At 61.7% G+C, this 14,696-nt stretch carries 13 protein-coding genes; 6 read left to right on the forward strand and 7 right to left on the reverse strand.

From position 1 onward, the window contains the following. Positions 1-67 precede the first annotated feature (67 nt). Positions 68-997 carry a pseudouridine synthase gene (locus M1D89_RS19740; protein ID WP_498651004.1) on the forward strand — a complete coding sequence of 310 codons (930 nt, stop codon included), beginning with the start codon at positions 68-70 and terminating at the stop codon, positions 995-997. On the opposite strand, the gene M1D89_RS19745 is transcribed toward M1D89_RS19740, so the two are convergent. Beyond that, positions 994-1,551 (reverse strand): O-acetyl-ADP-ribose deacetylase, encoded by a 558-nt coding sequence (locus M1D89_RS19745; RefSeq protein ID WP_498646198.1) that lies wholly within the window; start codon positions 1,549-1,551, stop codon positions 994-996. The genes M1D89_RS19740 and M1D89_RS19745 overlap by 4 nt on opposite strands. 54 nt (positions 1,552-1,605) lie before the next feature. On the opposite strand from M1D89_RS19745, the gene M1D89_RS19750 reads away from it, so the two are divergent. Beyond that, the gene (locus M1D89_RS19750) at positions 1,606-2,250 is read left to right on the forward strand and encodes a DedA family protein (protein WP_044568415.1); all 645 of its coding nucleotides are present in this window, start codon (positions 1,606-1,608) and stop codon (positions 2,248-2,250) included. 36 nt (positions 2,251-2,286) lie between these two features. Here the strand turns inward: M1D89_RS19750 and M1D89_RS19755 are convergent, their stop codons facing one another. From M1D89_RS19755 to M1D89_RS19765, 3 genes are all read right to left on the reverse strand, one after another. Next, a complete protein-coding gene (locus M1D89_RS19755) occupies positions 2,287-2,592 on the reverse strand; it encodes a hypothetical protein (RefSeq protein ID WP_011773514.1) in 306 nt (101 codons plus the stop codon). Positions 2,593-2,698: 106 nt separating this feature from the next. Further along, on the reverse strand, positions 2,699-5,497 hold the full coding sequence (gene ppc, locus M1D89_RS19760; RefSeq protein WP_498646202.1) for a phosphoenolpyruvate carboxylase: 2,799 nt from the start codon (positions 5,495-5,497) through the stop codon (positions 2,699-2,701). 156 nt (positions 5,498-5,653) lie between these two features. After that, the gene (locus tag M1D89_RS19765; RefSeq protein ID WP_498646204.1) at positions 5,654-7,267 is read right to left on the reverse strand and encodes a sigma-70 family RNA polymerase sigma factor; all 1,614 of its coding nucleotides are present in this window, start codon (positions 7,265-7,267) and stop codon (positions 5,654-5,656) included. Positions 7,268-7,533: 266 nt separating this feature from the next. Here M1D89_RS19765 and M1D89_RS19770 point away from each other — a divergent pair, with 266 nt between their 5' ends. From M1D89_RS19770 to M1D89_RS19780, 3 genes are all read left to right on the forward strand, one after another. Beyond that, positions 7,534-8,175, forward strand: a complete 642-nt coding sequence (locus M1D89_RS19770) for a hypothetical protein (RefSeq protein WP_498646206.1) — start codon at positions 7,534-7,536, stop codon at positions 8,173-8,175. Between the two features lie 105 nt (positions 8,176-8,280). After that, positions 8,281-9,600: an Ig-like domain-containing protein gene (locus tag M1D89_RS19775; protein ID WP_498646208.1), complete on the forward strand. Its 1,320-nt coding sequence runs from the start codon at positions 8,281-8,283 to the stop codon at positions 9,598-9,600. A gap of 245 nt (positions 9,601-9,845) precedes the next feature. Then, on the forward strand, positions 9,846-10,673 hold the full coding sequence (locus M1D89_RS19780) for a DUF1684 domain-containing protein (protein WP_498646210.1): 828 nt from the start codon (positions 9,846-9,848) through the stop codon (positions 10,671-10,673). A gap of 36 nt (positions 10,674-10,709) precedes the next feature. Here M1D89_RS19780 and M1D89_RS19785 read toward each other — a convergent pair whose 3' ends face one another. Continuing rightward, on the reverse strand, positions 10,710-12,002 hold the full coding sequence (locus tag M1D89_RS19785; protein ID WP_498646212.1) for an acyl-CoA dehydrogenase family protein: 1,293 nt from the start codon (positions 12,000-12,002) through the stop codon (positions 10,710-10,712). Beyond that, positions 11,999-12,805 carry an SDR family NAD(P)-dependent oxidoreductase gene (locus tag M1D89_RS19790; protein WP_498646214.1) on the reverse strand — a complete coding sequence of 269 codons (807 nt, stop codon included), beginning with the start codon at positions 12,803-12,805 and terminating at the stop codon, positions 11,999-12,001. The genes M1D89_RS19785 and M1D89_RS19790 overlap by 4 nt, the downstream gene beginning before the upstream one ends. 113 nt (positions 12,806-12,918) lie before the next feature. Between M1D89_RS19790 and M1D89_RS19795 the strand changes: the two genes are divergently transcribed. Further along, positions 12,919-14,082 (forward strand): glycoside hydrolase family 76 protein, encoded by a 1,164-nt coding sequence (locus M1D89_RS19795; protein ID WP_498646216.1) that lies wholly within the window; start codon positions 12,919-12,921, stop codon positions 14,080-14,082. Here the strand turns inward: M1D89_RS19795 and M1D89_RS19800 are convergent. Continuing rightward, entirely contained in the window at positions 14,079-14,684 is a 606-nt protein-coding gene (locus M1D89_RS19800; protein ID WP_498646218.1) for a YdeI/OmpD-associated family protein, read from the reverse strand. The two genes, M1D89_RS19795 and M1D89_RS19800, sit on opposite strands and share 4 nt — an antisense overlap. Between the last annotated feature and the right edge of the window lie 12 nt (positions 14,685-14,696).

The following is a 14,696-nucleotide window of genomic DNA, read 5'->3' on the forward strand; positions in this document are numbered from 1 at the left end:
ACGCTTCGTGGGCTATTTAGAGCGCAGAGCGGGCCACACAACGCAACGCCGGTAGAATTGTTCGGTGATGCAATCCCCCCTCCCCGTGCGCGACGGCGTAAACGCGACCCGCCTTCGCCTGCCGGACGAGGGACCGTGGACCACCGCAATGCACTACATGATGCACCGCTGGGGCCACATCGATCCGCAAGGGATCGAGGACCGCTTCGACGCCGGCGAGATCGTGGGCGAAGGCGGCGTACCGCTGAACCGCAGCACCAAGCTGGAGGACCACACCTTCATCTGGTACTACCGCACACTCCCGCCCGAGACCCGCCTGCCCGTCGAAATCAACATCCTCCACCAAGACGGACACATCCTGGTGGTGGACAAACCGCACTTCCTCCCCACCACGCCCGGCGGCACCTACATCCAGGAATCCGCGCTGGTCCGGCTCCGGAACCTGCTCAACCTCCCGGACCTCATCCCCATGCACCGCTTGGACCGCATGACGGCCGGCCTGCTGCTGCTCTCCACCAATCCGGAGACACGCGGCAAGTATCAGGTCCTCTTCGAGAAGCGCCAGGTCCAGAAGGAATACGAGTGCGTGTCAGCCGCGACGCCGGCCGCAGGCTATCCCGCCGTCGAATTCCCGGTAGTTGTCCGCAACCGCATGACCAAGTCCCGCAGCTACCTGCTTGCCGAAGTCATCGACGGAGAACCGAACGCGGAAACCCGCATTGAACAGACAAAAACGTTCGACGCCGGAACTCACCAGCGCGCGCTGTACCGGTTGGAACCGCACACCGGAAAGACGCACCAGCTCCGCGTACACATGGCCTCGCTTGGATTGGGAATCGTCAACGATGCCTTCTACCCGGACCTGCTGGACAAAGCCCCGGACGACTACTCCAAACCCCTTCAGTTGCTGGCCCGCGGCATCACATTCGTGGACCCCATCAGCAAGCAACGCGTGGAATATCGCAGCAAACTGGAGCTCAGCGAAGCCCACGACTAGGAGTCAACCCGGGGCGAGGAGTCGAACACAGCCCGGAAGACCGCCGTCGTCTCCTCCGAAAACAGCACGAACTCCACCAACTCAAGCGGGCTGTCCTCAGCCCCGGGAGCTGAAGCTGACGACGAAAACGTCCTCACGGCGTCGAACGCTACCTCCGCGACCTGACCGGCGTCCCAGCCGTAAATTCCGGCACTGATCGCAGGGAAAGCGATGGATCGGGCACCAAGCCCGGCCGCCACCTTCAGGCTCTCGCGGAAGCACGACGCGAGCAGCGCCGGATCGGTTTGACCCGCGTGCCGGTTGGGTCCCACTGTATGGATCACCCAGCGCGCGGGGAGCCGGAAGGCGGGCGTAGCGACGGCGGCACCCACCGGAAGTCCGTCCTGCAGTTGCGTTCGGCGCAGCTCGCGGCATGCTTCAAGAAGTTCCGCGCCCGCGGCCCTATGGATTGCACCGTCCACTCCCCCTCCACCCAGTAGTGACGAATTCGCGGCGTTGACGATCCCATCAACGCCGCGGGTGGTGATATCTCCGCGCAGAATCTCGATTCGCATGGCGCCAGTCTCACTCCCGAGCGGGTGACGCGGCAAGTGCGGTACCTTGTGCCCATGGACATCATCGCTCCAGAGACATGGGGATCCGCAATTTACCTGTGGATTGTTCCCATTGTGTTGGGCGATGCCATCTTCCCGCCCATCCCCTCCGAGATGGTGGTGATCACTGGCGGGGCACTGGCAGCCGACGGCCACGCAAACTTCTGGCTCATCCTGTTCCTGGCTGCCTTCGCTTCCTGGCTGGGCGACATGGCCGTGTTCATGCTGTTCAAGCGGCGTATCAGCCACGTTCTGGACCGGTGGTCGTGGGGCCGCCGGGTCCACCGCGGAATCCACGAGGCCATCGCCAAAGCCGGCCGCTCGTCAACCTACGGCGCCATCATCGGCGCTCGGTTTATCCCCGGCGGCAGGCTCGCCACTTCATCCGCGGCAGGCATCGCCAACGTTTCGGTCCGCGGGTTCAGTCTCTGCGCGGGATTGGGCGCAGTGCTGTGGGCGGTGTGGCAGGTCGGCTTGGGATACTTCACAGGCTCCACCACCAAACTTCCCTTTTGGGCCAGCTCACTCATTGGGGTGGGACTGGGATTGGTCATCGGCGTGGTGGTCGGTTTGATCGTCACCCGGCGCCGCGGCAGCCGATCCCCCGTGGACGAACCGTTCGACGCCGACAAGCCCGGTGACGTGCCACAGCCCGAGTAGGGCGGGCTGACTGAATGTGCGTGCTCGTCCGGCGTTCTAAACCGGCGACCAACGGCCGCGGCTGCGGCGCAACACGTAAAGGCTTCCAGTGACCGCTACACGTTCGACGGCGTCACGCATCATGGCTGCCGACGTCCGGGCTTCGTCGTTCTCGCCGGAGTAATCCCGGTCGCCCACTGTGAAGCGCAGGCTGATCTGCGGTACGCCTCCCACGATGTCGAGCTGGTTCGATTCGACATGGTGGCGGGTTTCCAACGCTTCCACCGCCGCGGCCATCACCGATTCGGGTGCGTTGCCCGGCTTGAGGCCAGTGATCTTCAACTTGGTCTGGAACGACGGCATCCCACTACCCTAGCGCTCTCGCACATCCCACGCCCTTGGACGGATGCCTCTCTCACGTGATGAGAGAGGCATCCGGAAAATCCCGAGGGATGTGAGAGAAGGTTTACTAGCCGGTGTTGCGCAGGCCTGCAGCTACGCCGTTGACGGTGATAAGCATGGCCCTTTGGAGCCGCTCGTCGATCTCGCCTCCGGACAGCTGCTCCTCGCGCACACGGCGGAGCAGCTCTACTTGCAGGTAGCTGATCGGGTCCAGGTACTGATCGCGGATTTCGAGTGAACGCTTCAGCGTCGGCTGGGCATCGAGAAGTTCGATCTCGCCGGTAAGACGCTCAATCTCGGCCACAGTGAGCTCGTACTCGTCGCGGATCATGTGGAACAGCCGGTGCAGTTCCTCCGGGACCAGTGACGAAACGTAGTGGCCGGCAATTTCCATGTCCGTCTTGGCCAAGGTCATCTCCACATTGGAGATCACAGAGCGGAAGAAGTGCCAGCGGTCCATCATTTCCAGCAGCTGATCGGTGTCACCCGCTTCGCGGGCGGCTTTCAAGCCGGAGCCCACGCCGAACCAGCCGGGAACGATCTGGCGTGACTGGGTCCAACCGAAAACCCACGGAATTGCCCGCAGGCCACCGAGTCCGGCACCTGAATCCGGACGCTTGGAGGGGCGCGAACCGATGTTCAATGAACCCAGCTGCTCCACGGGTGTAGAAGCAAGGAAGTAGGCGGGAAGCTGGGGATCGTCAATCAAGGTCCGGTAGCGGGCGAATGCTGCATCCGAAATGGTCTCCATGACGTTGGCGTACCGTTCACGCTCGTCATCCGAGGTGCGTGGAGTACGGTGCAGGGCCGACCCCTGCATCACCGCGGCTAAGGAGAGTTCCAGGTTTTCGCGGGCGAGCTCGGGCAGGGAGTACTTGTCCGAGATGACCTCACCCTGCTCGGTGAACTTGATCTCGCCTTCAAGCACGCCGTTCGGCTGGGCCATGATGGCATCGTAGGTGGGTCCGCCACCGCGGCCCACGGATCCTCCGCGGCCATGGAAGAGGCGAACGCGGACGCCATGCTTGGCAGCTACGTCACGCAGCTTGCGCTGGGTCTTGTGAATCTCCCACTGGCTGGTCATGACGCCGGATTCCTTATTGGAATCGGAGTAACCCAGCATGACCTCCTGGATGTCTCCCCGCAGACGGACAAGTTCCCGATAGGACGGATCGGAGAGCAACTGGTCCACGATCTCGGCCGAAGCCCGGAGTTCCTCCACCGTTTCCAGCAGTGGAGCGAACCCGATCTTGGCGTGCGGTTTGCCGCTGAAGAGGTCGATCAGACCAGCCTCGCGGGCAAGAACTGCTGCGGCCAGGACGTCATCGGCGCCGCGCGTCATGGAAATGATGTACGTTTCCACGACGTCCGGACCGTAAGTGTGCAGGGCCTGACGGATACTCCGGAAGACGTCGTACGTGCCGTCCGCAGTGCCGTCAAGCTTGATCGGATGGCCGGAGAGCGGGCGGCGCGAAGCCAACTCTGCCCCCAAGAAGGTGAAACGTTCCTCACGCGTCAATTGGCCGTAGGGCTTTTCGGTGCCAAGCCGGTCCACCAGCTGCCCCACAGCATCGTGGTGGTAATCGGCGTGTTCGCGGATGTCCAGTGTTGCCAGATGTAAGCCAAAGGCAGCGATTGCACGCCGGACGCGGGCCAAAGCGCCGTCTGCCACTAACGCGGCGGAGTGGTTCCGCAGCGAGGCCTCAAGCAGCCCAAACTCCGCAAGCAACTCAGGAGTGGTGGCGTAGTCACGGCCCGGCTCGTGATAAGTGGAAGCAGAGATACGGCGTCCGGTGTTGATGAGCTTGGCCTTGATGCAGGTCAGCTTGAGCCGGTAGGGCTCCTGCGCGTTCAGTTCAAGGATGCGCTTGTCCAGTCCAGGGAGGTTCTTGAGATCCTTGGCGATCGAATCCAGCAGCTCCTGGTCGGCCCCAAAAAGAGCCGTGGAATTGGAGAGCACCGAGATGAGTTCGTCGATGAGGGCGATGCTGATACGGACAGCATTCTGGTTCTGCAACTGCAGGATTTCCCTGGTGACAGCAGCAGTAACGTTCGGGTTGCCGTCACGGTCGCCGCCGATCCACGAACCAAACTTCAGCGGTGCAGCGGCTGCCGGGAGCGTGACACCATGCTCGGCTAGGAGTTCTGAAAGGTCGGTCAGCATTTCCGGCATGGCGTCGGTGAGGATGCTGTTCAGGTAGTAGATCGCGTTTCGAGCCTCATCCACAGGGGTGGGGCGGACCTGGCGGAGCTCGTCGGTTTGCCACATTTGGTCGATGATCTCGGCGAGTTGTCGGTCCTGGCGGCGTCGCGCGGAGGTCCCCTCCGTGGTGGGCTCCGCAAGGACGTCCGATAGTTTCCGGACCTTATCCAACACCGAGCGTCGTGAAGCCTCTGTGGGGTGCGCCGTGAAAATAGGGCGGACGTCGAGTTCGTTGATCACATCCTGCAGGACCTGCGGACCCGCTTGGCCGGCTATCTCTGAGACCGCTTTTGCCAGCCAGCCGTCTTTTTCCTTCCGGGTACGCAGTCCACGAACGCGATGTACCTGCTCAGCCGCATTACTGAGGTGGAAGTAGAACGCAAAGGCACGGACCAAATCAGTAGCCTGGTCCAGCGGCAGGGAGGCGAGCAACTCGCGGACCTGGGCAACGACGTCGTGCGCGCTCCAGGGGCCGGTGGCATCCGCGCCGCCCCGTGCGGCTTCCTTGGACTCCTTGGTCAGCAAGCGAACCTGCTCCACGAGTTGGAGCAGTTCCGGACCGTGTTGTCTTACCAAGGACTCGCCGAGAAGCGTGGATACGCGACGTACGTCGGCACGCAGTTCTGCTGCGAGATCGGTGTCTTGATGGGCAGTGTGAACCATTGATACTTACCTTCGTCATCTGGTTTGGCCCGTACACTGCGCTGGATACTGTGAGCCGGATTACTAATGTTTCCTACGGGATCTTACCCGCCCGGAACTCAACAAAAGAATGTGTCTCAGATTTTGGCGTCGCCTTCCGCAGTCCGAGTTCCCATGTCAGTAGTTGTAGGAGAACTCGTTAGGAGCCAACCCCGGGCCACTCAAGGTATAGCTCAGTTCGCGGTTTTTCTTATTGCCCTGGGAGTCGGTCACTACACGGAATTGAAGATCGTCCCGTCGCAGAGAGCTGCTGGCACAAATAGCAACGCGTCGGCTCTCCAGCGCGCAGGTCCATCCATCCGGAGCTTGAAGGGAATCTTCCAGTATCCATGCATCCGCGGCCACCGAGAATACCGCTTTGCCGCTACCCAAGGGGCTTGCACCTGAGACCTGGAAGTCGATTTCCATGGTGATCTTCCCTGAACTCCGGTCCGGTACTTGCCGCACAGAGCCCTGGACATCCACCGGAACCGTGGTCGTGGGGCCCGCAGCGAGTGCGGGACTCTGGGTGGGGGAAGGCGGTGCAACCGGGGATGGGGTTGCGGAGGGCGCTGTGGTTTTATTCTCTGCGGGCTTCTCCTGTACGGGCAGCGTGGGTACTTGCGCGCCGGAAGGTACCTCCACCGGGGTTGGTAGCAATTCCTCCGGGACAGGAGTCAGCTCTGCCGAAGAGGAAGACGCAGGGAATGGTGTGCCGCTTGGCGTAGATGTAGCGGTGGGCGTCGCCGGTTCACTTCCCCAGGGTGGACTGCCAGTCTGCAAAGCACGCTGCTGCGAATAAGTCTCCGGAGTCAGGTGATCAACGATTCCTATGGACCCCAACACAAGCCCCACCCCGGCGGCCGCGACGACGGCCAGGACTATCGGTTGAGCAATCGCTGGTGCGATCAGTGCAGCTTTAGCGGGAAAAACCGCGCCCAGAACGCCCAGCCCCGCGCTTTTTCCCGCCCAGATCGTGATGGGAACACCCGTAACCATGGGAAGGAGCACGGCTCGCATGCTCCCTTGAACGTCCTTCAGCTCCGCGAGGGCGGCCGTACATGTAGAGCAGCCACTGAGGTGATCCCGAACCTTGCGCTCGGTGGCTGCTGACAGTCCACCGCGGATGAAGTTGCCGAGTTTTGACGCGAACTCGGAACACCTGCCATCGGCCTGCTCAGCGATATGGCACTGCAGGTATTGCCTCCTGAGGCCTTCGCGCGCACGGAGGGCGAGCGCTGAAACGGCATTGGGAGAAAGCCCAAGAATGGGCGCAACGGCTGCAGGTTTCATGCGTTCCACGTCCAAGTACCACAGCACCGCCTGCCACCGTTCCGGCAAGGTCCGGAAGGCTTTGGCCACCGTGCGCGACTCGAAGGCATTGATGGCGGCGTCTGAATCGGCCAAGGCGTGATCCAGAACAGAATCATCACCACTGGGCAGGACCTTGCCGGCTTTTCGGTTCCGTTGATGGGACAACCTGGTAACTGTCGATAACAGGTATGCCCGAAAGAACGTGTCGGGCCCCCTCCCAGCCACGAGGCCTTGCAGCACAGCTTGAAAAGCCTCTGCCACTACATCCTCGGCATCGCTTGGATTGTCCACGTTGCGTCGGGCGACGGTGGATGCAATGGACACGTGTCGCTCGTAGAGACCATCGAACGCGGACATATCTCCGCCCCGGACCAACTCAATAAGACGCCCATCGTCGTCGATTTTTGATTTGCTGCCTGCGTGTGAACTCTGTGCCATCTATGGCATCCCCAAACCGTAAAGAACCCTGCCCATATATATGGAGTGGGGGGTAGGGGCAAGTCGTGACGCGTTTTTCTACATAGTCTTTATCAAAGCTTGGGGAAAGCACTCCGTCACGAACCGGCTGCTCAGCGCACTATTCGGATATAACCTTGTTCCGGACCAAATCATTCACCGAATGTGCGTTTTCACGGTATCTATTGCAGCGAAGATGGCAAACCGCCAGTTACAAGACGGGGTGGCGCTTCCGTGCGGATTGGTTCGTGCCGGAGGTCCGCACAATCGTAACGTTGCTCGCCACTGGAACAGTGGTTCCGGCCCGCCGGGCCAAATTGCTCGGAGCGGCCCGTGCCACGAATGGCGTGAGCATCAATGAGACCATGAACGACTTCCGCGCGTTGTTTGCGGCTGCGGAACAGCCCGTTGACATCGACGCCCTTCAAGCACTGGCAGAAGGCTGGGCGGAGGTCGCAGAAACAGCCGCACCCCTCTCATGCACGGATGTCTACACAGGTTTGGTCACCCACGCACACTTTCAGCGACGGATCCACGAGGTATCCACGTTAGGGCCGGAGTCCACGGGTTCGCATGCCCTGGCGATCATCCGGCTGCCCGGCTCCCGCCATAACCGTGGACACTGCTGGACACTCCTTGCCCGACTCGGGGAAGCCGTCAAAGGCCAGCTGCACGGAACCGGATCCACGGCAATGTATCAAAATTCTGCCGTCCATATCCTCTTCCCTCTTGGAGAACGCAGCCTGTCCCGGCTACTGGGATGCAAGGCCGTGCTGGAGGCTTTGGGGGATGGGACGCTGAGCCCTGCGCGCATGGTGTTCTATCCGCTTTCTGCAGCGGGAGCGCCGACGTCAGCACCCCCCATTGCCGCAGAGCAGGACCCCCGATGAACTTAGGGGTCCGGAATCCGAGCTGCAACGTCACGAACCTTCCGCTGCCAACACTGACCATGTGACGGAACACAACACCCAAGGATTCGAAGGACCATCCAGAATATGAACAATCAGATCCATCTAAAAACTGTGTCGCTGGTGACTGCGCTGCTGGCCGTTGTCATGGCTGTCTTGGGCTTGGGGCTGACCGCCCTTCCGGCCACTGCGGCAAATATTCCGGAAGCAGAGATCACCATCAGCACGGAATCAGTAGTTACCAAGCAATGGGACCAAGTGGATGTGAAATGTGAATGGTCTGTCCCCGACAAATCGCAACCCGGGGACACCTTCAGTCTTCGACTCCCCGCTGAACTGCGCTGGTTTGGCGATACTACCTTTGACCTAAAGAACCCTGCTGGCCGCACAGTTGCCACCGCAGCCGCGAATGACGCCGGTCTGGTGGTCTTCACCCTGACCGATTTCGTGGCTTCGCATCCCTTGAATGTTGGCGGCAAGTGTTCCTTCACTACCCAGTACTCGCGTGAGCTCACCAACGGAGGAACCCAGGAGCTGAACTTCGTTGTTGGTGACAGCGTGGTTCGCGTTCCCTTGTCCACTGAACCCTGCACAGAGGATTGCAGCCCGGGGGTGCCAACGTCTGCCGGAAAGTCCATGCGGTGGGCAGACCCCGCCCAGACGAAACTGGAGTCGATCTTCTACATGCCGCCCATGGCGTTCGAAACCAACGATGTTGTGGTGACGGACGTCCCTGCGGCAGGCATGGAAATCAATTGCAGCGAAGTCACACCCCGCGTTGGCAAGGTAGTGAGCGCCGCCGGCAACATTGTTGAACCTTTCGATAATGAGCAATATCCGGCGACCATCCAGTGCACCCCGCAGTCTCTGACAGTAAGTTGGCAAGGGCTTCCGGAAGGCGAGCATGTGGAGCTCTTCGTGCTCACAACGGTGACCGACTCTTCCCTGGATGTCTACGAGAACAACGGAACAGTCAACATCTCGGGCGAACAGCACCCCGTTGGTGCCGAGACGCGTCGAAGCGTCGCTGCCGGAACAGGCGACGGAACAGTCGATACCACCCCAACACCGAGCCCGAGCACAGCACCCGTAACACCGACACCGACGCCGACGCCGAGCACCAGCACCAGCACGCCCACGGCACCCGCAACACCGAGCCCGAGCCCGGCAACGCTGACGCCTCTCCCGAGCCCGGCAACACTGGAGCCGATGCCCAGCATCACCTCTCCGATTGACCTAGTGATTCCCGAGGAACCAGCGGAACCCACCGAGGTGGATAGCCCTGAGCAGCTGGCCAACACGGGCGCCCAGGGGCAGGGCGTCATCTTCCTTGCTGCGGCACTTCTGGCCGTAGGATCCCTGTTTGCCTTTGCAGGTGCCCGTAAGTACGGGCAGCGGTCGCACTAAGAATTCGACTGTAATAGCGCTCTCAGGGGCTAAGACGACAACGATGGGTTGGGCACGTGATGCGCGGCCAGTCGTTTCCGTCCATCAATCCCGGCTCGCGCTGGCATGAATCAGGGCCAGCGCGAGCCGATCCAAGATAGTGAGACCGGCCCGGTTCGCGGAGAATTCCGGGAATGCCCAAGACCGGAGCATAGTTGAGGCAAGTGCAACCGCCACGAACTGACGCGAACCCGCCGAGGAGAACCATGAGCTCGCCCACCACCGCAACTGACGCCCAACTCGCCCGCTGGGCGCGGTTCCGTGCAGGTCGACATGCAGCTCTTGCCACCGATCACGGCTGGCTGACGCTCACATCTTTCCAATGGCTTGAGGCCGAACCGTCCGAGGTCGAACTCGTCCCTGGCCTCTGGTCCACCGACGGCACCACAGCTTTCCTGACGGCGAGCGCTGCGGATGGGCTCACGCTCGTTGAGACGGGACAGGGCGTCGATGGGACCATCCCGGCCACACTGAAGGACGAAGAGTCGCTCATGTGGGTGCAGTTTGGCGGCAAGGACGGCAAGCAAGTTGTGGTGGAACTGGCGATGCGCGCCGACAAGTACGCTGTTCGCACCCGCGACAACAACTCCCCCGTATTGACTGGGTTCAAAGGTGTCCCCACCTACGAATACAACCCCGGCTGGGTGATCGAGGGCCGGTTCGAAGCCTACGATGAGCCCAAGGACGTGCCCATCGGCACCGCGAACCCCTTGGTGGACGGTATCCATAGCTCGGTGGGCGAAGTGGCGTTCCGGGTACCGGGTATTCCCCACGAAATCCGGCTTCACGCGGAAGAAGAGAAGCTGGGCGCGCTCAACGTAACCTTCCACGATGAAACCAACGGAGAGACCACGGACGAGTGGCGCAAGGTATTCATCCCCCGGCCTCGGCCCGACGGGACCGTGGTGATCGACTTCAACCGCGCCATCAACTACCCGAGTGCATTCACCCCGTACGGCACCTGCCCAATGCCTGTCCGGGGCAATTCAATCGATGTTCGGGTGGAAGCCGGAGAGAAGCTCCCGCAGGACTAGCGCCCGGACAGCCACGGCGGTCTGAGCCGGGCAGGTCTAAGCGATTGCGGAAACCCCTGTCACTGCACGCCCAACGATCAGCGAGTTGATTTCGTAGGAGCCTTCGTACGTGTAAATGGCTTCGGCGTCGGCGAAGATCTTCGCGATGCGGTAATCGGTGACGATTCCGTTTCCGCCCAGGATTGACCTACCCAACGCCACGGTTTCCCGCATCCTGGCGCTGCAGTAGGCCTTGGCAAGCGCCACCTGCGCCATCTCTCCGCCTCCGTGCCGCACTCCCTGGGCATCTGTGAAGATGTCCTCCTGCAGCTGCGCTATCCGAACCATCATCCCCATGCTGGCCACCGCGTTTCCCAGCATGTCCACCAGGTGTTGCTGGATGAGCTGGAATTTGGCCAGCGGCTTACCGAACTGCATGCGCTCGACGGCGTACTGCCGGGCGACGTCGAAAGCTGCAAGTTGTTGGCCAACGGCCTGCCAGGCCACCATGATGCGGGAGCCACGGAGTAGGTGGTTGGTGTCGACGAAGCTGCTGATGCCAGCGAAGCGATCTGCCTCAGCTACCTCCACGTCCACAAACATGATGTCGGCGTTCTGCACGGTCCGCAGGGCAATCTTGTTCTCGATGCGGCTCCGGGTGATGCCCGGCAAGGATGCGTCAACGATGAAGGCACGCACGGCGCCGTCTGCTTCGTCCTTGGCCCACACCAACATGTAGTCGCAGAACGTCCCGTTCCCAATCCAGCGTTTGGCACCGTTAATCACCCAGTAATCGCCGCCGTCGGAATCAGTCCGCTCGACACGGCGGGCAGTGGTCTCCATTCCACCGGCGACGTCGGACCCGTGATTCGGCTCTGTCAGCGCGAAGGCGCCGGTAGTGCGGAGGTTGGAGGCGTCGTCGAGGTAGCGGTCCTGCTGAGCGTCGCTGCCAAAGTCGTACAGCGACTCCACGAAGAGATCGTGGTGAACCATGAAGAAGGTGGCGATCGAGGTGTCGACCCGTGTCATCTCGGCTATGACCAGGCCGGCGAACAGGTGGGTATATCCGCGCTGGGCTGGCGCGCTGAGCCTGAGGGCCGCGAGCTTAGGGAGGATGTGTTCGGGAAACTCTGCTTTCTCCCACCACTGCCCGGCGTATGGGGCGATCTCGGAGGCAAGGAAGGCCCGGAGTTCATTGAGCTTCCGTTGTTCCTGGACGCTGAGCAGCGATTCGAAGTCGAAGAAGTCAGCCGTGGGAAGGTCCGCTACGGACGACGGGCCTGGCCCTCCCGGACCGGGGACAAGCGTTCCAGGCAATGACCCTGGAGAGCCCCTGTAATCGCCCATCATTTGAGTCCCATACGGATGGCGCCATCGAGTCGGATGGTCTCCCCGTTGAGCATCGCGTTTTCCACGATGTGGGCCGCCAGGTTAGCGTACTCCGCAGCACGGCCCAGGCGTGCGGGATGCGGGACCTGCTGTCCAAGGGAGTCCTGGGCCGCTTGGGGAAGTCCGGCCATCATGGGCGTTTCAAAGATGCCGGGCGCGATGGTGGCTACCCGAATCAGTGATCGGGCAAACTCCCGTGCCAAGGGGAGCGTCATGGCTGCTACAGCACCTTTGGAGGCGGCGTAGGCTGGCTGGCCGATCTGGCCTTCAAAGGCGGCCACGGAGGCGGTGTTGATGATGACGCCGCGTTCAGGCCCACCCAGGTCCGTGGAGACGGGTTCGGTTTCCACCATGGCGGCAGCAGCCAAGCGGATCACATTGAAGGTTCCCACGAGGTTGATCTGGATGACCTTGTTGAAGTTCTCCAGCGGCAGCACCCCTTCGCGGCCAATGACTTTTCCAGGTGTCGCGATACCTGCGCAATTGACCACGATCCGGAGTGGTCCCATAGACATGGCGGAGTCGACGGCGCCCTGTACTTGAGATTCGTTGGTGACGTCGGCTGGAGCAAAGACAGCACGTGGGCCCGACTCCCCCTGATCCGAACGTGCCGAATTCAGCTCGGCCGCATATTCGTCACCAGCCGATTGCGGCAGATCCACCAGCACCACCGAAGCTCCGGCGTCGAACAAGCGCTTTGCGGTAGCGGCCCCTAGCCCTGATGCCCCGCCGGTTACCAGCGCCACCGTGCCCTTGATGTCCATTCATCCTCCTTGATGCAGACCCAAATCCGTTAATGCATGTTAACTGGAATTGTGGGCAAGCGCACACTTTCCGCCCCGCTAGGCTAATTCCCCGGCCCCGCTAGGCTAATTTCATGACCAGCCAGATCGAACCATCCGGGATGCCTGCCCCCTCCACAGACGCCACCGAATGGGCAGCGCGTGCCAACCAGGCTGCCCGGTCAGTGACCAGAAGCTTCGGCAGGCGGCTACTGTTCCTTCCAGGTACGCACATAGGGGCAGTGAGCCTGCCAAGCAACACCGTCAAAAGCGTCACAGGCCCTTGGCACTACTGGTGGCAAGCGCATTACGTCGATTGCCTGGTGGATGCGGGACGCCGCGAACTCGCGAGTAAAACAAAGTTCGACGGCGACTCCCGCCCGAGCGCGGGCCGGCTCGCTTCGCGGCTGGTCACCACAATCCGGTTGCGGAACCTGCTGCGATTCGTCAACGACTACTACGACGACATGGCGTGGCTGGCACTCGCCACGCTGCGCTTGGAGAAGTTGGCGGAGGAGACCAGGAAACCTGGTCGGCGGCGTAACGCGTATGTCCGCAAGAGCCTGACATTGCAGTTCGATTCAGCTTCTACGGACGACCTTGGCGGCGGCACGTACTGGAGCACCAAACGGGACTTCAAGAACACCCCTGCCACAGCTCCCGTGGCACTTTATTACGCTCGGACCGACCACACGGAGCGTGCACAGAAGTTGGTGGACTGGCTCAACAGCAAGCTCCTGCACCCGGAACGTGGCGTGTATCGGGACGGGCTTCGGCTCAGTCAGGGCAAGGTGGTGGTGGATGAAGCCATTTACACCTACAACCAAGGCCCGGTCCTGGGTGCCTTGCTGGAACTGGGCGGTGATGACAACCTGCGCAGGGCCGCCCTGCTTGTGGATGCAGTGAAACGCGAGCTGACGCTGCCCGGCACACAGGTCATCCGCGGTGACGGGACGGGCGATGGTGGTCTTTTCACCGGCATCCTGCTCCGCTATCTCGCTTTGGCAGCCCGGGACGCCAGGCTTCCAGCCCCAACCCGGGAAACGGCCAGGTCCTTGGTTCGCAGCACAGCCGAAGCGTTCTGGGCCGGGCGCCGCGAGGACCCGAACCGTGCCAAGAGTCGTAGGGGAACTCCAGCCATTGTGTTCTCTTTCGATCCCCAGCGACCGGCGAGTGAAACATATCCGGCGGGGGCCGCCGTCGAGCTTTCCACGCAGCTTCAAGCTTGGATGGCACTGGAAGCTGCCGCCACGCTCTAGCTGCCGTTGGAAGCGGGACGCTTTCTTTGCGGGTAGGGGGCTTCGTGACGGGCAAGCATCTCCACGAAACCGGCGATCTTGCGCGCCCGGGTGTCTGCCCGTTTGACCCCGTTGGTGCGGTGGATGAGGGCGAAGCGGTTCTGGGAGGTCAGGCAATCGAACATTGCCTGGGCCTCCGGGACTGCAGCGATGGCTGCCGCGAGGTCATCCGGAACCACGGAATCGGCTGGCCCGGCGTAGGCGGCTTCCCAGCGTCCATCAGCTTTTGCGGCTTCGACGGCCGCTCGTCCGGCATCCGTCATCTTGCCCTCGGATTCCAGTCGCGCAACGTGGCCCACATTGCGCGCTGACCAGATGCTCTTGCGGCCGCGGGGCGTCATTCGCTGGAAGTAACTTTCGGCGTCGCGGCTCCTCGCTTGGCCATCGATCCAGCCAAAGCACAGGGCCTCATCCAAAGCGGCGTCGTAGTCCAACTCCGTGACGTTGCCGCCCTTCTTGTGCAGAATCAACCACACGCCGGGACTCTCAGCGGCATGTTCCGAAAGCCAAGAGCGCCAAGCGGCTCCGTCGGAGACAAGGAGTTCCTCAAGTTCAATGGGCATGGGTTCATTCTC

Source organism: Arthrobacter sp. D3-18 (assembly GCF_054408525.1).